Consider the following 13,438-nt stretch of genomic DNA (forward strand, 5'->3'; position numbering starts at 1 on the left):
AGGCGCCCCCCCTGGCGCCGTGGGCGCAGGGGCGGCCCGCCCCGTGTCCGGGACAAAAAAGGGGGTTGCCCCGGACCGTTCGAAACAGTCCGGGGCAACCCCTGTGCGCTATGAGCCGCTAGCGGGCAGCCGCTATGCGTCCTTGCTCAGGTTCGGGCCGGCACCACCGGTGGCCGACTCGATCGGCGGGGTGTCGGGCAGCGCCGACTTCTCCTCGCCACGGAAGGTGAACTTGGCGGATTCGCCTTCGCCCTCGGTGTCGACGACCACGATGTGGCCCGGACGCAGCTCGCCGAAGAGAATCTTCTCGGAAAGCGTGTCCTCGATCTCGCGCTGAATGGTCCGGCGCAGCGGGCGGGCGCCCAGCACCGGGTCATAGCCGCGCTTGGCGAGCAGCTTCTTGGCCTCGCCGCTGAGCTCGATGCCCATATCGCGGTCCTTCAGCCGCTCGTCCACCTTGGCGATCATCAGGTCGACGATCTGGATGATGTCTTCCTGCGACAGCTGGTGGAACACCACGGTGTCGTCCACACGGTTCAGGAACTCCGGCCGGAAGTGCTGCTTGAGCTCCTCGTTGACCTTGGCCTTCATCCGCTCGTAGCCGGTCTTCACATCGCCCTGGGCGGCGAAGCCCAGGTTGAAGCCCTTGGAGATGTCGCGGGTGCCGAGGTTGGTCGTCATGATGATGACCGTGTTCTTGAAGTCCACGACCCGGCCCTGGGAGTCGGTCAGGCGACCGTCCTCCAGGATCTGCAGCAGCGAGTTGAAGATATCCGGGTGGGCCTTCTCGACCTCGTCGAAGAGAACCACGGAGAACGGCTTGCGGCGCACCTTCTCGGTGAGCTGACCGCCCTCTTCGTAACCCACGTATCCGGGCGGGGAGCCGAAGAGCCGCGAGACGGTGTGCTTCTCGCTGAACTCCGACATGTCGAGCGAGATGAGCGCGTCCTCGTCGCCGAAGAGGAACTCGGCGAGGGTCTTGCTCAGCTCGGTCTTACCGACACCGGACGGGCCGGCGAAGATGAACGAGCCACCGGGGCGCTTCGGGTCCTTGAGGCCCGCCCGCGTACGGCGGATGGCCTGCGACAGGGCCTTGATGGCGTCCTTCTGACCGATGACGCGCTTGTGGAGCTCGTCCTCCATGCGCAGCAGCCGGGAGGACTCCTCCTCGGTGAGCTTGAAGACCGGGATGCCGGTGGCGGTGGCCAGGACCTCGGCGATCAGGTCGCCGTCGACCTCGGCGACGACGTCCATGTCGCCGGCCTTCCACTCCTTCTCCCGCTTGGCCTTGGCGGCCAGGAGCTGCTTCTCCTTGTCCCGCAGGCCGGCGGCCATCTCGAAGTCCTGCGAGTCGATCGCGGACTCCTTCTCCCGGCGCACGTCGGCGATCTTCTCGTCGAACTCGCGCAGGTCCGGCGGCGCGGTCATCCGACGGATGCGCATCCGGGAGCCGGCCTCGTCGATCAGGTCGATCGCCTTGTCCGGCAGGAAGCGGTCGGAGATGTAGCGGTCGGCCAGGGTGGCGGCCTGGACCAGGGCCTCGTCCGTGATGGAGACGCGGTGGTGCGCCTCGTAGCGGTCGCGCAGACCCTTGAGGATCTCGATGGTGTGCGGCAGCGAGGGCTCGGCGACCTGGATCGGCTGGAAGCGGCGCTCCAGGGCCGCGTCCTTCTCCAGGTGCTTGCGGTACTCGTCGAGCGTGGTGGCACCGATGGTCTGCAGCTCGCCGCGGGCCAGCATCGGCTTGAGGATGCTGGCGGCGTCGATGGCGCCCTCGGCGGCGCCCGCGCCGACCAGGGTGTGCAGCTCGTCGATGAAGAGGATGATGTCGCCGCGGGTGCGGATCTCCTTGAGCACCTTCTTCAGGCGCTCCTCGAAGTCACCGCGGTAGCGGGAGCCGGCGACCAGGGCGCCCAGGTCCAGGGTGTAGAGGTGCTTGTCCTTGAGGGTCTCGGGCACCTCGCCCTTGACGATGGCCTGGGCCAGGCCCTCGACGACCGCCGTCTTGCCGACGCCGGGCTCGCCGATGAGGACCGGGTTGTTCTTGGTGCGGCGGGACAGCACCTGCATGACCCGCTCGATCTCCTTCTCGCGCCCGATGACCGGGTCGAGCTTGGATTCGCGGGCGGCCTGGGTGAGGTTGCGGCCGAACTGGTCCAGGACCAGGGAGGTCGAAGGGGTGCCCTCGGCCGGCCCGCCGGCGGTGGCGGCCTCCTTGCCCTGGTAGCCGGAGAGCAGCTGGATGACCTGCTGCCGCACCCGGTTAAGATCGGCGCCCAGCTTCACCAGGACCTGGGCGGCGACGCCCTCGCCCTCGCGGATCAGGCCGAGCAGGATGTGCTCCGTACCGATGTAGTTGTGGCCGAGCTGGAGGGCCTCGCGGAGCGACAGCTCCAAGACCTTCTTGGCACGAGGAGTGAAGGGGATGTGACCGGACGGGGCCTGCTGCCCCTGGCCGATGATCTCCTCCACCTGCTGGCGGACCGCCTCGAGCGAAATCCCGAGGCTCTCCAGGGCCTTAGCGGCGACACCCTCACCCTCGTGGATCAGGCCCAGGAGGATGTGCTCAGTGCCGATGTAGTTGTGGTTGAGCATCCGGGCTTCTTCCTGAGCCAGGACGACAACCCGCCGCGCGCGGTCGGTGAACCTCTCGAACATCGTTAATCGCTCCTCAGAGCGGTCAGAAAGATCGGGGACGATCCCCTCCCTGTCCTTCCGCATGCTAGTCCCGCTACGGGGACAGCTCATTCCATCTGCCGACACCCGTCCGGATCACCCCCGCTTCCGCGAGGAAATCTCCTGCCCGGAACAGCCGACAACTGCTCCAACCCGATGGTGCGAGACGTTGTTCCCGCAGGCCAGGCATCTGGGCCCGCCATCACTACGCCGATGGCGAACGCGCGCTGCCCGACACGCGGAGCCGTCCCTCCCACTAGCACTGTCTTACCCGCAAGGAGTGACACTCCATGCGGCGTGGGCCGGTTCCCTCAGCTACGGGCGAACAACCTTGCGCCCCTTCACTGCCCCCTGCCACCCCCGGAACGGACACCGGGCGCACGCAAGTGGGCACCAAACGTAACCTCGGGATGATTTCCGGAGTTCATCCGGACATGACTCCGACTCCGGACATCCCCGACCGTCGCGTCATTCATCTCCACTCTTGCACTCGGCCCGCCATTCCGCGCCCCAGGGCGCCCCGCGGCGAGGTCCTGCGGCGGTGGTACGAGCGCGAGCTGGGTTGGCCGTCGGTCGGCGACGATCCGGTCGAGCTGCTCACCGGGGTCCGCTTCGACGCCCTGGAGCTGCCGCTGGCGGCGGGCCGCGCGGTGCTGCGCCGGGTGGCGCGGACCGGTCCGGTCGCGGCGCGGGGTGCCAGGATGTGGCTGCTGGTGGCCGCGGGCGGCGCGGAGGAGCTGCCGGGGCTGCTCGACTGGCTGGAGTGGGGCGGGGTCCGGCTGGACCTGACCGCGCTTGGGGAGGGCGGCCGGATCACCGCACCGTCACCGGTGCCGGCCGGCGTCCCTACCGGGCTCGGGGACCCCGGGGCTCCCGGCGCCCTCGGAGGGCGAGAGCCGCAGGAGGCCGCTGTCTGGCTGCGACCTCCCCAGCCGGGGTGCGGGGTGGAGCCGATGCTGCCGATGACGGGCTTCGGGGGCGATGGGGGCGCCCCCGATCTCGTACGGCTGGTCGGAGCGGCCGCGACGGAGTGCCACCGCGTCCGGTTGCTGAACGCTCGAAGCGGTCAGCCGTTCGCCTTCTCGTACGCCTCACGAACGGTCGCGGGAACACGGCCACGGTCGTTGACCTCGTAACCGTTCTCCTTCGCCCAGGCGCGGATCTTCGCGGTGTCCTGGCCGGCGCCGGCGGTGGCGGCGGTCCGGGTGCGGCCACGGGCGGCGGCGGTGCGGCCACCGGTGCGACGGCCGTTCTTGACGAAGTCCTCCAGCGACGTACGCAGCTTGTCGGCGTTGTCGGCGTTGAGGTCGATCTCGTAGGTCTTGCCGTCGAGAGCGAACGTCACGGTCTCGTCGGCCTCGCCACCGTCGAGGTCATCGACAAGAAGGACCTGAACCTTCTGTGCCACGGCGGTTTCCTTTCATGGATACCTGGGGGTCCTGGAGAACCCCCCGGAAAATACACTACGGGGCATTAGCAAACCGCTTTTCTCGGAAAAACACAAACCCCCTGGGAAGGTTCGATCCCTCGTTGGCGTGGGAAGCCTCTGTTCCGGAGCCCGTGATAGGGGAGCGATTCGGACATAGGGGCACGATCACAGTTGCAGAAGCATCCGGCTGTTGCCAAGGGTGTTCGGCTTCACCCGTTCGAGTCCGAGGAACTCCGCGACGCCCTCGTCATAGGAACGGAGCAGCTCGCTGTAGACGTCCCCGTCGACCGGCGTCTCACCGATCTCCACGAAGCCGTGCTTGCTGAAGAAGTCGACCTCGAAGGTGAGGCAGAAAATGCGCCGCACCCCGAGCCAGCGCGCCGTCTGCAACAGCTTGTCGAGGACGGCGTGGCCTACACCGCTCCCCTTCGCGGCGGGATCGACCGCGAGAGTGCGAACCTCGGCCAGGTCTTCCCACATCACATGGAGCGCGCCACAGCCAATGACCTCGCCATCCGTGTCCCGCTCCGCGACCCAGAACTCCTGGATGTCCTCGTAAAGAGTCACGGTGGCTTTGTCGAGGAGGATCCCGTCGCCCACGTACGCGTCCAGGAGGCGGCGCACGGCGCGCACATCGCCGGTCCGGGCCCGGCGGACGGTGACTACTTTTGATTGAGCGGACATAGCCGGACGCTATCGCCCCGGCTCATCGTCGCTCTTCACCGGGGCGTCCACCGGGCTCGTCGAGTTGCACCACCCGCATCGCATCCCGGAGCGCTTCCCGCTGCGACTCGGACATCATCCCGAAGAACGCGACGAGCGCGGCGGCCGGGTTGTCACTGGCGGACCACGCCTCGTTCATCAGTGCGGCCGAGTAGGCGGCGCGCGTGGAGACCGCCTCATATCGATAGGCGCGGCCTTCCGCCTCCCTGCGCAGCCAGCCCTTCTGATGGAGGTTGTCCATTACCGTCATGACCGTGGTGTAGGCGATGGAGCGTTCCTGCTGCAGGTCTTCCAGCACTTCTCGGACCGTGACCGGACGGTTCCAGTTCCACACCCGCGTCATGACCGCGTCTTCGAGTTCACCCAATGGCCTAGGCACAACAGAATAATAGTGCCGAATGCCGGAAATGCCCGGTTAATTCAGGCACAAAAAGGGCGTACGCGGCGTGATGCGCGGTGCATCACGCGGCGTACGCCCGTAAAGATCCAGGAAGGGCCGCCTCAGGAAGAGTCGCCGGCCACCGCGCGCTGGGCGCCCTCGGTCCGGGCCAGCGCGGCGTCGACCGCCGCGTCTTCCTTGGCCTTGTTGGCGCCGCCCTGGGTCTTCACGATGGTGCGGATCAGCGCGATGAACGCCGCCGCCATCACAATCGGCGGGAGCAGCGCGGAGACGTAATCCATATCCGTCGGCCTCCTAGTGCATGAGGCTTCCAGAGTACGGGGCGCCGACGGGTCCCCCGCCCCTGGGGCCGCGTGGCGGAGCCGGGTCGGGCCGGACGGCCACGGGAAATCGCTCTCCGGGCGGGACGGCGCGTACGGGTCCCGGGAACCGGCCGTCGGAACCGTCCGACGCAAAGAGCCGGGAAGCGACCGCGGAGAACCCGCACGGACCGTCCGCCCACGCTTCGAGAGGGCGCGGATCCGCACCGTGGCGAGAAAGCCCGCCCTCACGACGACCACCTGCGACCAAGCCCCGGAACCACCCGGGACTAGCCCGGGACAAAGGGTCGAGAACCGGCCGGGGGGAGAGCCGGGCCGCGGCGTGGGTCGGTGGAATCGGAGTGCGCGGGGCGGGCCGCGGACGGGAAGCCCTAACCGGCGACCGTGCGGTGCGCGCTCTGCCGTCCGCCGTCGCCGTCCGCGATAAAGGGGCCGGTGCCGGTCGGAATGGCCCCTGCCCGGGAACCGGTCGCGGAAGCGGACAGGGAACCGGGTCCGGGAACCGGCGGGGAACCGGTCGGGGACGGCTCCGCGGAATCGAGAGGTTCAGACCACGTGAGCGGCGAGAAACCCGGCGGCCACCCTCGGCAATGGGACCGTCGTCACTCCGAGGAGGGGCCCTCGGGCCGCGCTCCCGGCGGAATCTGAGCGGTTTAGATCGGAGCGGTTCAGATCCGATCTCGTTCCGGAAATGGCGCCCCCGACCGCGCGGGGCGCCCCCATCCGCCGGCATCCGCCGCAATGGGCCCGGCACCGACCGGAAAGGGCCGGTGCCGGAGGGTGTCCGACGGAATCGGGACGCCGGGGCCCGCGCCTGGCGAGAAATGCCTCTCCGGACCGCCCGACGGAAACGACCGACTATCGGACCCGGAAGAGCGAGAGCCCCGGATCGCGTCCCTGAGAGGGCGACGCGCGGGTCCCGCACCTTCGGGACGTTCAGGCCGGGCGGGCCGCGAGGAATCCCTCGGCCGGCGGGGCCTGGCGGCGTTTGGGCGGGAAGACCTCCGCCGGGGTGGGGACCGGGCGCCCCGGTTTGGGCGCGGACGGACCCGGCTCGGCCCGGGAAGGCCCGGCGGGCTCCTCGGGCCTTTTTCGGGGCGCGGGCTTGGGGTCCCCCTGCGCCGGCTTGGCGGGCTTACCGCTCTTCTCCGTATCCGCGGCACGCACGGCGTTCTCCACGTTCTCGAACCGCTCGGCCATCTCCGCCCTCGCCTTCTCCGGGTTCTCGGCGGGGTCGGCGCCTCCGGCCCGTCCCGCCGCTTCGGCCCATCCGCCGTCCTCCACACCGCCGGCCTCCGAGGGCCGGGAACGGGGCACCAGCGGCCGTCCGCCGCGCTCCGCGTCCCCGCCGGCGCCGAAGCGCTCGGCGAGCCGCTCACAGTGCCCCAGCAGCCTGCGCCGGCGCAGCCCCTCGGCGGGGCCGGAGAGCGTGGCGCAGAGTGTGCGCAGGGCGGCCAGGTCCTCCGGCCGCGGCCGGTACCCGGCCGTCAGGGCGCCCTGGAGCTGGTCCAGGTAGCCGGTGGCGGCGCCGGGGAGCGCGGCGCGGTAGCGGGCCAGCTCGTCGAGGAGGAAGGCGCGCAGCCGCCCGCCCTCGCGGACCGCTTCGTCCACGGCTTGGGCGAGGCGGAGGCAGTCCCGCACCTCCGCGGCCCGTTCCGGGCCTGGGCGGGCGGGGACGGCGGTGGGCTGGAGGGCGATGGCGAGGGCGCGTCGGAGCACACGCAGCTCGTCCGCGCTGAACGCCATTCCGCCATGGGGTCCGTATGGCGTGGGCATGGGCCGACTTTAAGTGCTAAGCGGACAAAATCGGCTTAGCGTGAAATTTCGGGCGCGGCGTGGCCCCTCCGGGGAGGGCCGAAGGGGTGGTCGGCCGCGGGGCCCCGGAGGGGGCGGTGCCTGGCCCCGGAGGGGGCGGTGCCCGGAGGGAGCGCCCGCCCCGGAGGGGGTGGCGCATGCCCGGAAGGGGGGTGAAGGTCGGTCAGGAGCGCGAGACGTTGCGCTCGTAGACCAGGCGCAGCCCGATCAGCGTCAGCCACGGCTCGTGCTCGTCGATCACCGTCGCCTCGCCCAGCACCATCGGCGCCAGTCCGCCGGTGGCGATCACGGTCACCTCGTCCGGGTCGTCGGCGAGCTCCCGCGCCATGCGCCGGACGACGCCGTCGACCTGGCCCGCGAAGCCGTAGAGGATGCCGGACTGCATGGCCTCGACGGTGTTCTTGCCGATGACCGCGCGCGGCCGGGCCAGCTCGATCTTGCGGAGCTGCGCCCCGCGCACCCCCAGCGCCTCGACGGAGATCTCGATGCCGGGCGCGATCACGCCGCCCACGTACTCGCCGCGCGCGCTCACCGCGTCGAAGGTCGTCGCCGTGCCGAAGTCGACCACCACGCAGGGGCCGTCGTAGAGCTCTATCGCGGCCAGCGCGTTGATGATCCGGTCGGCGCCGACCTCCTTGGGGTTGTCCATCAGGATCGGCACCCCGGTCTTCACCCCCGGCTCCACGAGGACGGAGGGCACGTCGCCGTAGTAGCGGCGGGTGACCTCGCGCAGCTCGTGCAGGACGGAGGGGACGGTGGAGCAGATCGCGATGCCCTCGATACCGTCGCCCAGCTCCTCGCCGAGCAGCGGGTGGGTACCCATCAGCCCGTGGAGCAGCACGGCGAGTTCATCGGCGGTGCGACGGGCGTCGGTCGAGATCCGCCAGTGCTCGACGATCTCGTCGCCGTCGAACAGCCCGAGGGTGGTGTGGGTGTTGCCGACGTCGATGGTGAGCAGCATCAGCCGTGCTCCTCCGCGGTCTGCCGGGGCGTCGCGTCGTCGCGCAGGTCCAGGCCGATGTCGAGGATCGGCGAGGAGTGGGTGAGCGCGCCCACGGCGAGGTAGTCGACTCCGGTCTCGGCGTACGTACGGGCGTTGGCGAGGGTGAGCCGGCCCGAGGACTCCAGCTTGGCGCGCCCGGCCACCAGCTCCACCGCCTCCCGGGTCTGCTCCGGGGTGAAGTTGTCCAGCAGGATCAGGTCGGCGCCCGCGTCGAGCACCGGCGGGATCTGGTCGAGGGTGTCGACCTCGACCTCGATCGGCAGCTCGGGGAAGCGCTCGCGCACCGCCGTGAACGCCTCCGCCACGCCGCCCGCCGCGACCACGTGGTTGTCCTTGACCAGCGCCGCGTCCGACAGCGACATCCGGTGGTTGACGCCGCCGCCGCAGCGCACCGCGTACTTCTCCAGCGCCCGCAGCCCCGGCGTGGTCTTACGGGTGTCGCGGACGCTCGCCGCGGTGCCCGCCAGCTCGTCGGCCCACGCGCGGGTCGCGGTGGCGATGCCCGACAGCCGGCACAGCAGGTTCAGCGCGCTGCGCTCGCCGGTGAGCAGGTCGCGGGTGCGGCTGCGCACGGACAGCAGCTTCTGGCCCGGTACCACCCGGTCGCCGTCCTCCACGTGCCGCTCGACCTCGAACTCCTCCGTGCACACCACGGACAGGATCGCCTCGGCGATCCGCAGCCCGGCGACCGTACCGGCCTCCCGCGCGGTGAAGTCACCGGTGGCGAAGGCGTCCTCGGGCACGGTCGCGACGGTCGTCACGTCCGCGCCCTGGTCCAGGTCCTCCTCGATCGCCATGTGGGCGATGTCCTCGACCTGGACCGGGTCGAGCCCGGCGTCGGCGAGCAGCGCCGCCAGGTCGGGGTCGAGGCCGCACTCCATCGGGTCCAGCCCGTACGCGCCGTCGGCGTCGCCGCAGGCGCACGCGTCACCGCAGCCGCCGCCGGTGTCGCCGTCGGACAGCAGCGGCAGCTCTGCCGGCTCGTCGTGGTGGGGGGTGCCAGGGGTACTGCTCACGGCTGCGGCTCCGTCTCGGCTCGGGGGGCGGTGCTTCGGGGGAAGTCCGAAGAGTCTGTCGTACGGACGTCGAGCGTGCCGTCCGGGAGCAGGGTCACGAGCAGGTGGCGGCGCCACGCGACGTCGTCGCGGTCCGGACGGTCCTCCCGCCAGTGGCAGCCGCGCGTCTCCTCACGGCGGCGGGCGGCGGCGACCAGCACCCGCGCGACGAGCAGCAGGTTGGTGGCCTCCCAGGTCTCCACGCCGGGCTCGGCGGTCTTGCCGTCTCGCCACAGCTGCGCCGTGGCTTCCTGGTGGACGGCGTTCAGCCGCTCCGCGGCACGGGCGAGGGACTCCGCGGAGCGGAGGACTCCGGCGCCTCTCGTCATGATGCGCTGGATGGTGTAGCGGGCCTCGGAGGCGAGGAGCGGGGCCCCCGCGGGGTGCGATGCCCCTGCCGGGTGCGGTGCCCCTGCCGGGCGGGTTGTCGGCTCTCCCGCCGTGGGGGTGGTGTGCTCCGCCCCCGCGCCCTCTTCAGGGACGGGGAAGCCGTCGGTGGGAGGCGTCCAGGGGGCCGACTCGGTGGTGATGTCGGCGGCGATGCGCTCGGCGAAGACCAGGCCCTCCAGCAGCGAGTTGGAGGCCAGGCGGTTGGCGCCGTGGACGCCGGTGCAGGCGACCTCGCCGCAGGCGTAGAGGCCGCGGACCGTGGTGCGGCCGCGCAGGTCGGTGCGGACCCCGCCGCTGGCGTAGTGGGCGGCCGGCGCCACGGGGATGGGTTGGGTGACCGGGTCGATGCCGTGCGCGCGGCAGGCGGCGAGGATGGTGGGGAAACGGTGCTCCCACATCTCGGCGCCGAAGTGCCGGGCGTCCAGGTACATGTGCTCGGCGCCCTGCTCCTGCATCCGCTGCATGATGCCCTTGGCCACGATGTCGCGCGGCGCCAGCTCGGCCAGTTCGTGCCGGCCCTGCATGAAGCGCACGCCGTCGGCGTCCACGAGGTGGGCGCCCTCGCCGCGCACCGCCTCGGAGACCAGCGGCTGCTGCCCCTCGGCGTCCGGGCCCAGCCACAGCACCGTCGGGTGGAACTGGACGAACTCCAGGTCGCTCACCTCGGCCCCGGCGCGCAGCGCCAGCGCCACCCCGTCGCCGGTGGAGACGGCGGGGTTGGTGGTGGCGGAGAAGACCTGCCCCATGCCGCCGGTGGCCAGCACCACCGCGGGGGCGTGTACGGCGCCCACGCCGTCCCGCTGGCCCTCGCCCATGACGTGCAGGGTGACGCCCGCCGCCCGGCCCTCCGCGTCCTTGATCAGGTCCAGGACGAGCGCGTTCTCCACCGTTTCGATGCCGGCGTCGCGGACCGCCGCGACCAGCGCGCGGGAGATCTCCGCGCCGGTGGCGTCGCCGCCCGCGTGCGCGATGCGGTTGCGGTGGTGGCCGCCCTCGCGGGTCAGCAGGATCTCGCCGCTCTCCGCGTCGGTGTCGAACCGGGCGCCGGTGGCGATCAGCCGGCGTACGGCGTCGGGGCCCTCGGTGACCAGCAGTCGCACGGCCTCCTCGTCGCACAGCCCGGCGCCGGCCACCAGCGTGTCGTCGAGGTGTTGCTCGGGGGTGTCGCCGTCGCCGAGCGCGGCCGCTATGCCGCCCTGCGCCCAGCGGGTGGAGCCGTCGTCGAGGCGGGCCTTGGTGACGACCGCGACCTTCCGTCCGGCGGCCGCGCAGCGCAGCGCCACGGTCAGTCCGGCCACGCCGGAGCCCACGACCACCACATCGGCGTCGACGGCCCAGCCGGGCGCGGGGGCGTGCAGGGCCGGTCCGTAGGGGGCCCGGTGGTGCGGAACGCGGCTGTCCTGGGACGGTATCGCGGGGGTGGGGGAGGTCACGGGCGTCGCCTCACAGGGTCGTTCCGGGCGCGGCGCCCGAGCCGGGTCGGGGTCCGAAGTCCAGTCGGATGTTGTCGATCAGGCGGGTGGTGCCCACCTTGGCGGCGACGGCGAGCACGGCCTCACCGCGGTGGTCGTCGGGTGCCTCGGTGAAGTCCGACGGGTCGATGAGCCCGAGGTAGTCCAGGGTCAGCGGCGGTTCGGCCGCCGCCGCCTCGGCGAGCACGGCGGCCGCCGCGTCCCGTACGGCCCGCGGTGACGCGACCCGCGCGGCCGCGCCCGGCTCGGTGTTCCCTTCCGCGAAGTCCGTGAAGTCGGGGTCGTCGCCGGCCGCGGCGCCGGACGCGTTCCTGGCGGCGAGCAGTCCCGCGTCGCGGGCGGCGAACAGGGCTCGGGACAGCGCCAGGGCGGTGCCGCGCTCCGGCCCGGACAGGTAGCGGTTGCGGCTGGAGAGCGCCAGCCCGTCACCCTCCCGCACGGTCGGCACCCCGACCACCTCGACGGGGAAGTTGAGGTCGCGGACCATGCGGCGGATCAGGGCCAGCTGCTGGGCGTCCTTCTCACCGAAGAAGGCCACGTCGGGGCGGGTGAGGTGGAGCAGCTTGGCGACGACGGTGAGCATCCCGTCGAAGTGACCGGGACGGGAGGCGCCCTCGTAGCGCTCCCCCATCGGCCCGGCGGTGAGCCGCACGTGCGGTTCGCCGCCGGGGTAGACCTCCTCCACCGAGGGCGCGAAGACGATGTCCGCGCCGGCCGCGGCGGCGACGGTGAGGTCGGCGTCGAGGGTGCGCGGGTAGCGGTCGAGGTCCTCGCCCGCCCCGAACTGCAGCGGATTGACGAAGACGGTGACCGTCACCAGACCCTTGGCGCCGACGCGGGCACGGGCGGCGCGGATCAGGGAGGCGTGTCCCTCGTGCAGCGCGCCCATGGTCATCACGACGGCGGTGCGCCCCGGCATCGCGAAGTGCGCGAGGGCCGCGTCGAAGTCCGTACGGTCGGTGAACAGCTCCACGTCGGGCTCTCCCGGTCGGGCCTTGTTCCACAGCTTCGGGCTCATACCGCCCCTCCCACTCCAGGGTCCGAGAGGACGCCCAGGAGGTCCTCCGCCAACTCCGGCTTCAGCAGTCCATTGGCGAGCGCCCGGTCCGCGGTGGCCCGGGCCATCGCCAGGTACGCCGCCACGCTCTGCGGCGCGTGCGCGCGCAGCTCGGCGACGTGCGCGGCCACCGTGCCCGCGTCACCGCGGGCGACCGGTCCGGTCAGCGCCGCGTCGCCGCTGCGCAGCGCGTTGTCGAGAGCGGCGCCCAGCAGCGGGCCGAGCATGCGGCCGGGGGCCTCGACTCCGGCGGTACGCAGCAGCTCCATCGACTGGGCGACCAGGGTGACCAGGTGGTTGGCGCCGATGGTAAGCGCCGCGTGGTAGAGCGGGCGCGCCTCCTCCTCGATCCACTCCGGCTCGCCACCCATCTCGATGACCAGCGCCTCCGCGGCGAGCCGCAGCTCCTCCGGCGCGGTCACCCCGAAGGGGCAGCCCGCCAGCCGCTGCACGTCCACCGGGGAGCCGGTGAACGTCATCGCGGGGTGCAGCGCCAACGGCAGGGCGCCCGCGCGCCGCGCGGGGTCCAGCACGGCCGTGCCGTACCGGCCCGAGGCGTGCACGATCAGCTGTCCCGGGCGTACCGCCCCGGTCTCGGCGAGCCCCGAGACCAGCCCCGGCAGCGCGTCGTCGGGGACCGTGAGGAGCACCAGCTCCGCCCGCGCCAGCACCTCTGCCGGCTCCACCAGCGGCACCTCGGGCAGCAACGCGGCCGCCCTACGGACCGAGGCGTCCGAGACGCCCGAGGCCGCCACCGGCCGGTGTCCGGCCATCCGCAGCGCGGCCGCCAACGCCGGGCCGACGCGGCCCGCGCCGACCACGCCGACGGTCAGCCGTGCCGGGCGGTCCTGCGGCTCGTTCATGGGGTGTGCGTTCACGCGGCGGGGGCCTTCCGTTCCAGTCCGCGGCGGGTACCGGACGATTCCTCGCCATGCTACGCGAGTGCCGCCCGATGCCCTTCTGCCCTGGCGGGCGGCCGGGTGGGGGGGGACGGGGCCATGTGCGGGCGGCTATGTGTGGGTGGGCAGGTGCGGGCGGGCAGGTGCGGGCGGCGACGCGCCGCGGGGCGGCATGGTGCTCTGCCGAGTGCGGCCTTCG

General features: G+C 71.9%; 12 protein-coding genes. 1 reads left to right on the plus strand and 11 read right to left on the minus strand.

The annotated features are described in order from the left end of the window. Positions 1 to 132: 132 nt before the first annotated feature. The gene (locus LRS74_RS14500; RefSeq protein WP_277741388.1) at positions 133 to 2,658 is read right to left on the minus strand and encodes an ATP-dependent Clp protease ATP-binding subunit; all 2,526 of its coding nucleotides are present in this window, start codon (positions 2,656 to 2,658) and stop codon (positions 133 to 135) included. Between the two features lie 452 nt (positions 2,659 to 3,110). On the opposite strand from LRS74_RS14500, the gene LRS74_RS14505 reads away from it, so the two are divergent. Then, a complete protein-coding gene (locus tag LRS74_RS14505) occupies positions 3,111 to 3,812 on the plus strand; it encodes an SCO3374 family protein (RefSeq protein ID WP_277741390.1) in 702 nt (233 codons plus the stop codon). Here LRS74_RS14505 and LRS74_RS14510 read toward each other — a convergent pair. The 10 genes from LRS74_RS14510 to LRS74_RS14555 form a co-directional block, all read right to left on the minus strand. Then, complete coding sequence (locus LRS74_RS14510; RefSeq protein ID WP_277741391.1) at positions 3,743 to 4,084, minus strand: Lsr2 family protein; 342 nt, start codon at positions 4,082 to 4,084, stop codon at positions 3,743 to 3,745. The genes LRS74_RS14505 and LRS74_RS14510 overlap by 70 nt on opposite strands. Before the next feature lie 186 nt (positions 4,085 to 4,270). Continuing rightward, positions 4,271 to 4,789 (minus strand): amino-acid N-acetyltransferase, encoded by a 519-nt coding sequence (locus LRS74_RS14515; protein ID WP_277741392.1) that lies wholly within the window; start codon positions 4,787 to 4,789, stop codon positions 4,271 to 4,273. A 22-nt stretch (positions 4,790 to 4,811) separates the two neighbouring features. Further along, positions 4,812 to 5,207, minus strand: a complete 396-nt coding sequence (locus LRS74_RS14520) for a BlaI/MecI/CopY family transcriptional regulator (protein WP_144382882.1) — start codon at positions 5,205 to 5,207, stop codon at positions 4,812 to 4,814. Positions 5,208 to 5,329: 122 nt separating this feature from the next. Beyond that, positions 5,330 to 5,509: a hypothetical protein gene (locus LRS74_RS14525; protein WP_277741393.1), complete on the minus strand. Its 180-nt coding sequence runs from the start codon at positions 5,507 to 5,509 to the stop codon at positions 5,330 to 5,332. Positions 5,510 to 6,484: 975 nt separating this feature from the next. Beyond that, on the minus strand, positions 6,485 to 7,324 hold the full coding sequence (locus LRS74_RS14530) for a hypothetical protein (RefSeq protein ID WP_277741394.1): 840 nt from the start codon (positions 7,322 to 7,324) through the stop codon (positions 6,485 to 6,487). A 202-nt stretch (positions 7,325 to 7,526) separates the two neighbouring features. Then, positions 7,527 to 8,324 (minus strand): type III pantothenate kinase, encoded by a 798-nt coding sequence (locus LRS74_RS14535; protein ID WP_144382887.1) that lies wholly within the window; start codon positions 8,322 to 8,324, stop codon positions 7,527 to 7,529. Continuing rightward, entirely contained in the window at positions 8,324 to 9,337 is a 1,014-nt protein-coding gene (gene nadC, locus LRS74_RS14540) for a carboxylating nicotinate-nucleotide diphosphorylase (protein WP_277744757.1), read from the minus strand. The genes LRS74_RS14535 and nadC overlap by 1 nt, the downstream gene beginning before the upstream one ends. Before the next feature lie 41 nt (positions 9,338 to 9,378). Further along, positions 9,379 to 11,169 (minus strand): L-aspartate oxidase, encoded by a 1,791-nt coding sequence (locus LRS74_RS14545; RefSeq protein WP_277744758.1) that lies wholly within the window; start codon positions 11,167 to 11,169, stop codon positions 9,379 to 9,381. An 85-nt stretch (positions 11,170 to 11,254) separates the two neighbouring features. Then, positions 11,255 to 12,301, minus strand: a complete 1,047-nt coding sequence (gene panC, locus LRS74_RS14550) for a pantoate--beta-alanine ligase (RefSeq protein WP_277741395.1) — start codon at positions 12,299 to 12,301, stop codon at positions 11,255 to 11,257. Then, positions 12,298 to 13,203: a DUF2520 domain-containing protein gene (locus tag LRS74_RS14555; RefSeq protein ID WP_277741396.1), complete on the minus strand. Its 906-nt coding sequence runs from the start codon at positions 13,201 to 13,203 to the stop codon at positions 12,298 to 12,300. Before LRS74_RS14555 ends, panC begins: the two co-directional genes overlap by 4 nt. Between the last annotated feature and the right edge of the window lie 235 nt (positions 13,204 to 13,438).

This window comes from Streptomyces sp. LX-29 (assembly GCF_029541745.1).
Taxonomy (GTDB): Bacteria; Actinomycetota; Actinomycetes; order Streptomycetales; family Streptomycetaceae; genus Streptomyces.

Excerpts from the sequence above, each read along its gene's own strand:
- LRS74_RS14500 (WP_277741388.1), bottom strand. The coding sequence starts at position 2,658 with ATGTTCGAGAGGTTCACCGACCGCGCGCGGCGGGTTGTCGTCCTGGCT.
- LRS74_RS14505 (WP_277741390.1), top strand. The coding sequence starts at position 3,111 with ATGACTCCGACTCCGGACATCCCCGACCGTCGCGTCATTCATCTCCAC.
- LRS74_RS14515 (WP_277741392.1), bottom strand. The coding sequence starts at position 4,789 with ATGTCCGCTCAATCAAAAGTAGTCACCGTCCGCCGGGCCCGGACCGGC.
- LRS74_RS14525 (WP_277741393.1), bottom strand. The coding sequence starts at position 5,509 with ATGGATTACGTCTCCGCGCTGCTCCCGCCGATTGTGATGGCGGCGGCG.
- LRS74_RS14530 (WP_277741394.1), bottom strand. The coding sequence starts at position 7,324 with ATGCCCACGCCATACGGACCCCATGGCGGAATGGCGTTCAGCGCGGAC.
- LRS74_RS14535 (WP_144382887.1), bottom strand. The coding sequence starts at position 8,324 with ATGCTGCTCACCATCGACGTCGGCAACACCCACACCACCCTCGGGCTG.
- panC (WP_277741395.1), bottom strand. The coding sequence starts at position 12,301 with ATGAGCCCGAAGCTGTGGAACAAGGCCCGACCGGGAGAGCCCGACGTG.
- LRS74_RS14555 (WP_277741396.1), bottom strand. The coding sequence starts at position 13,203 with ATGAACGAGCCGCAGGACCGCCCGGCACGGCTGACCGTCGGCGTGGTC.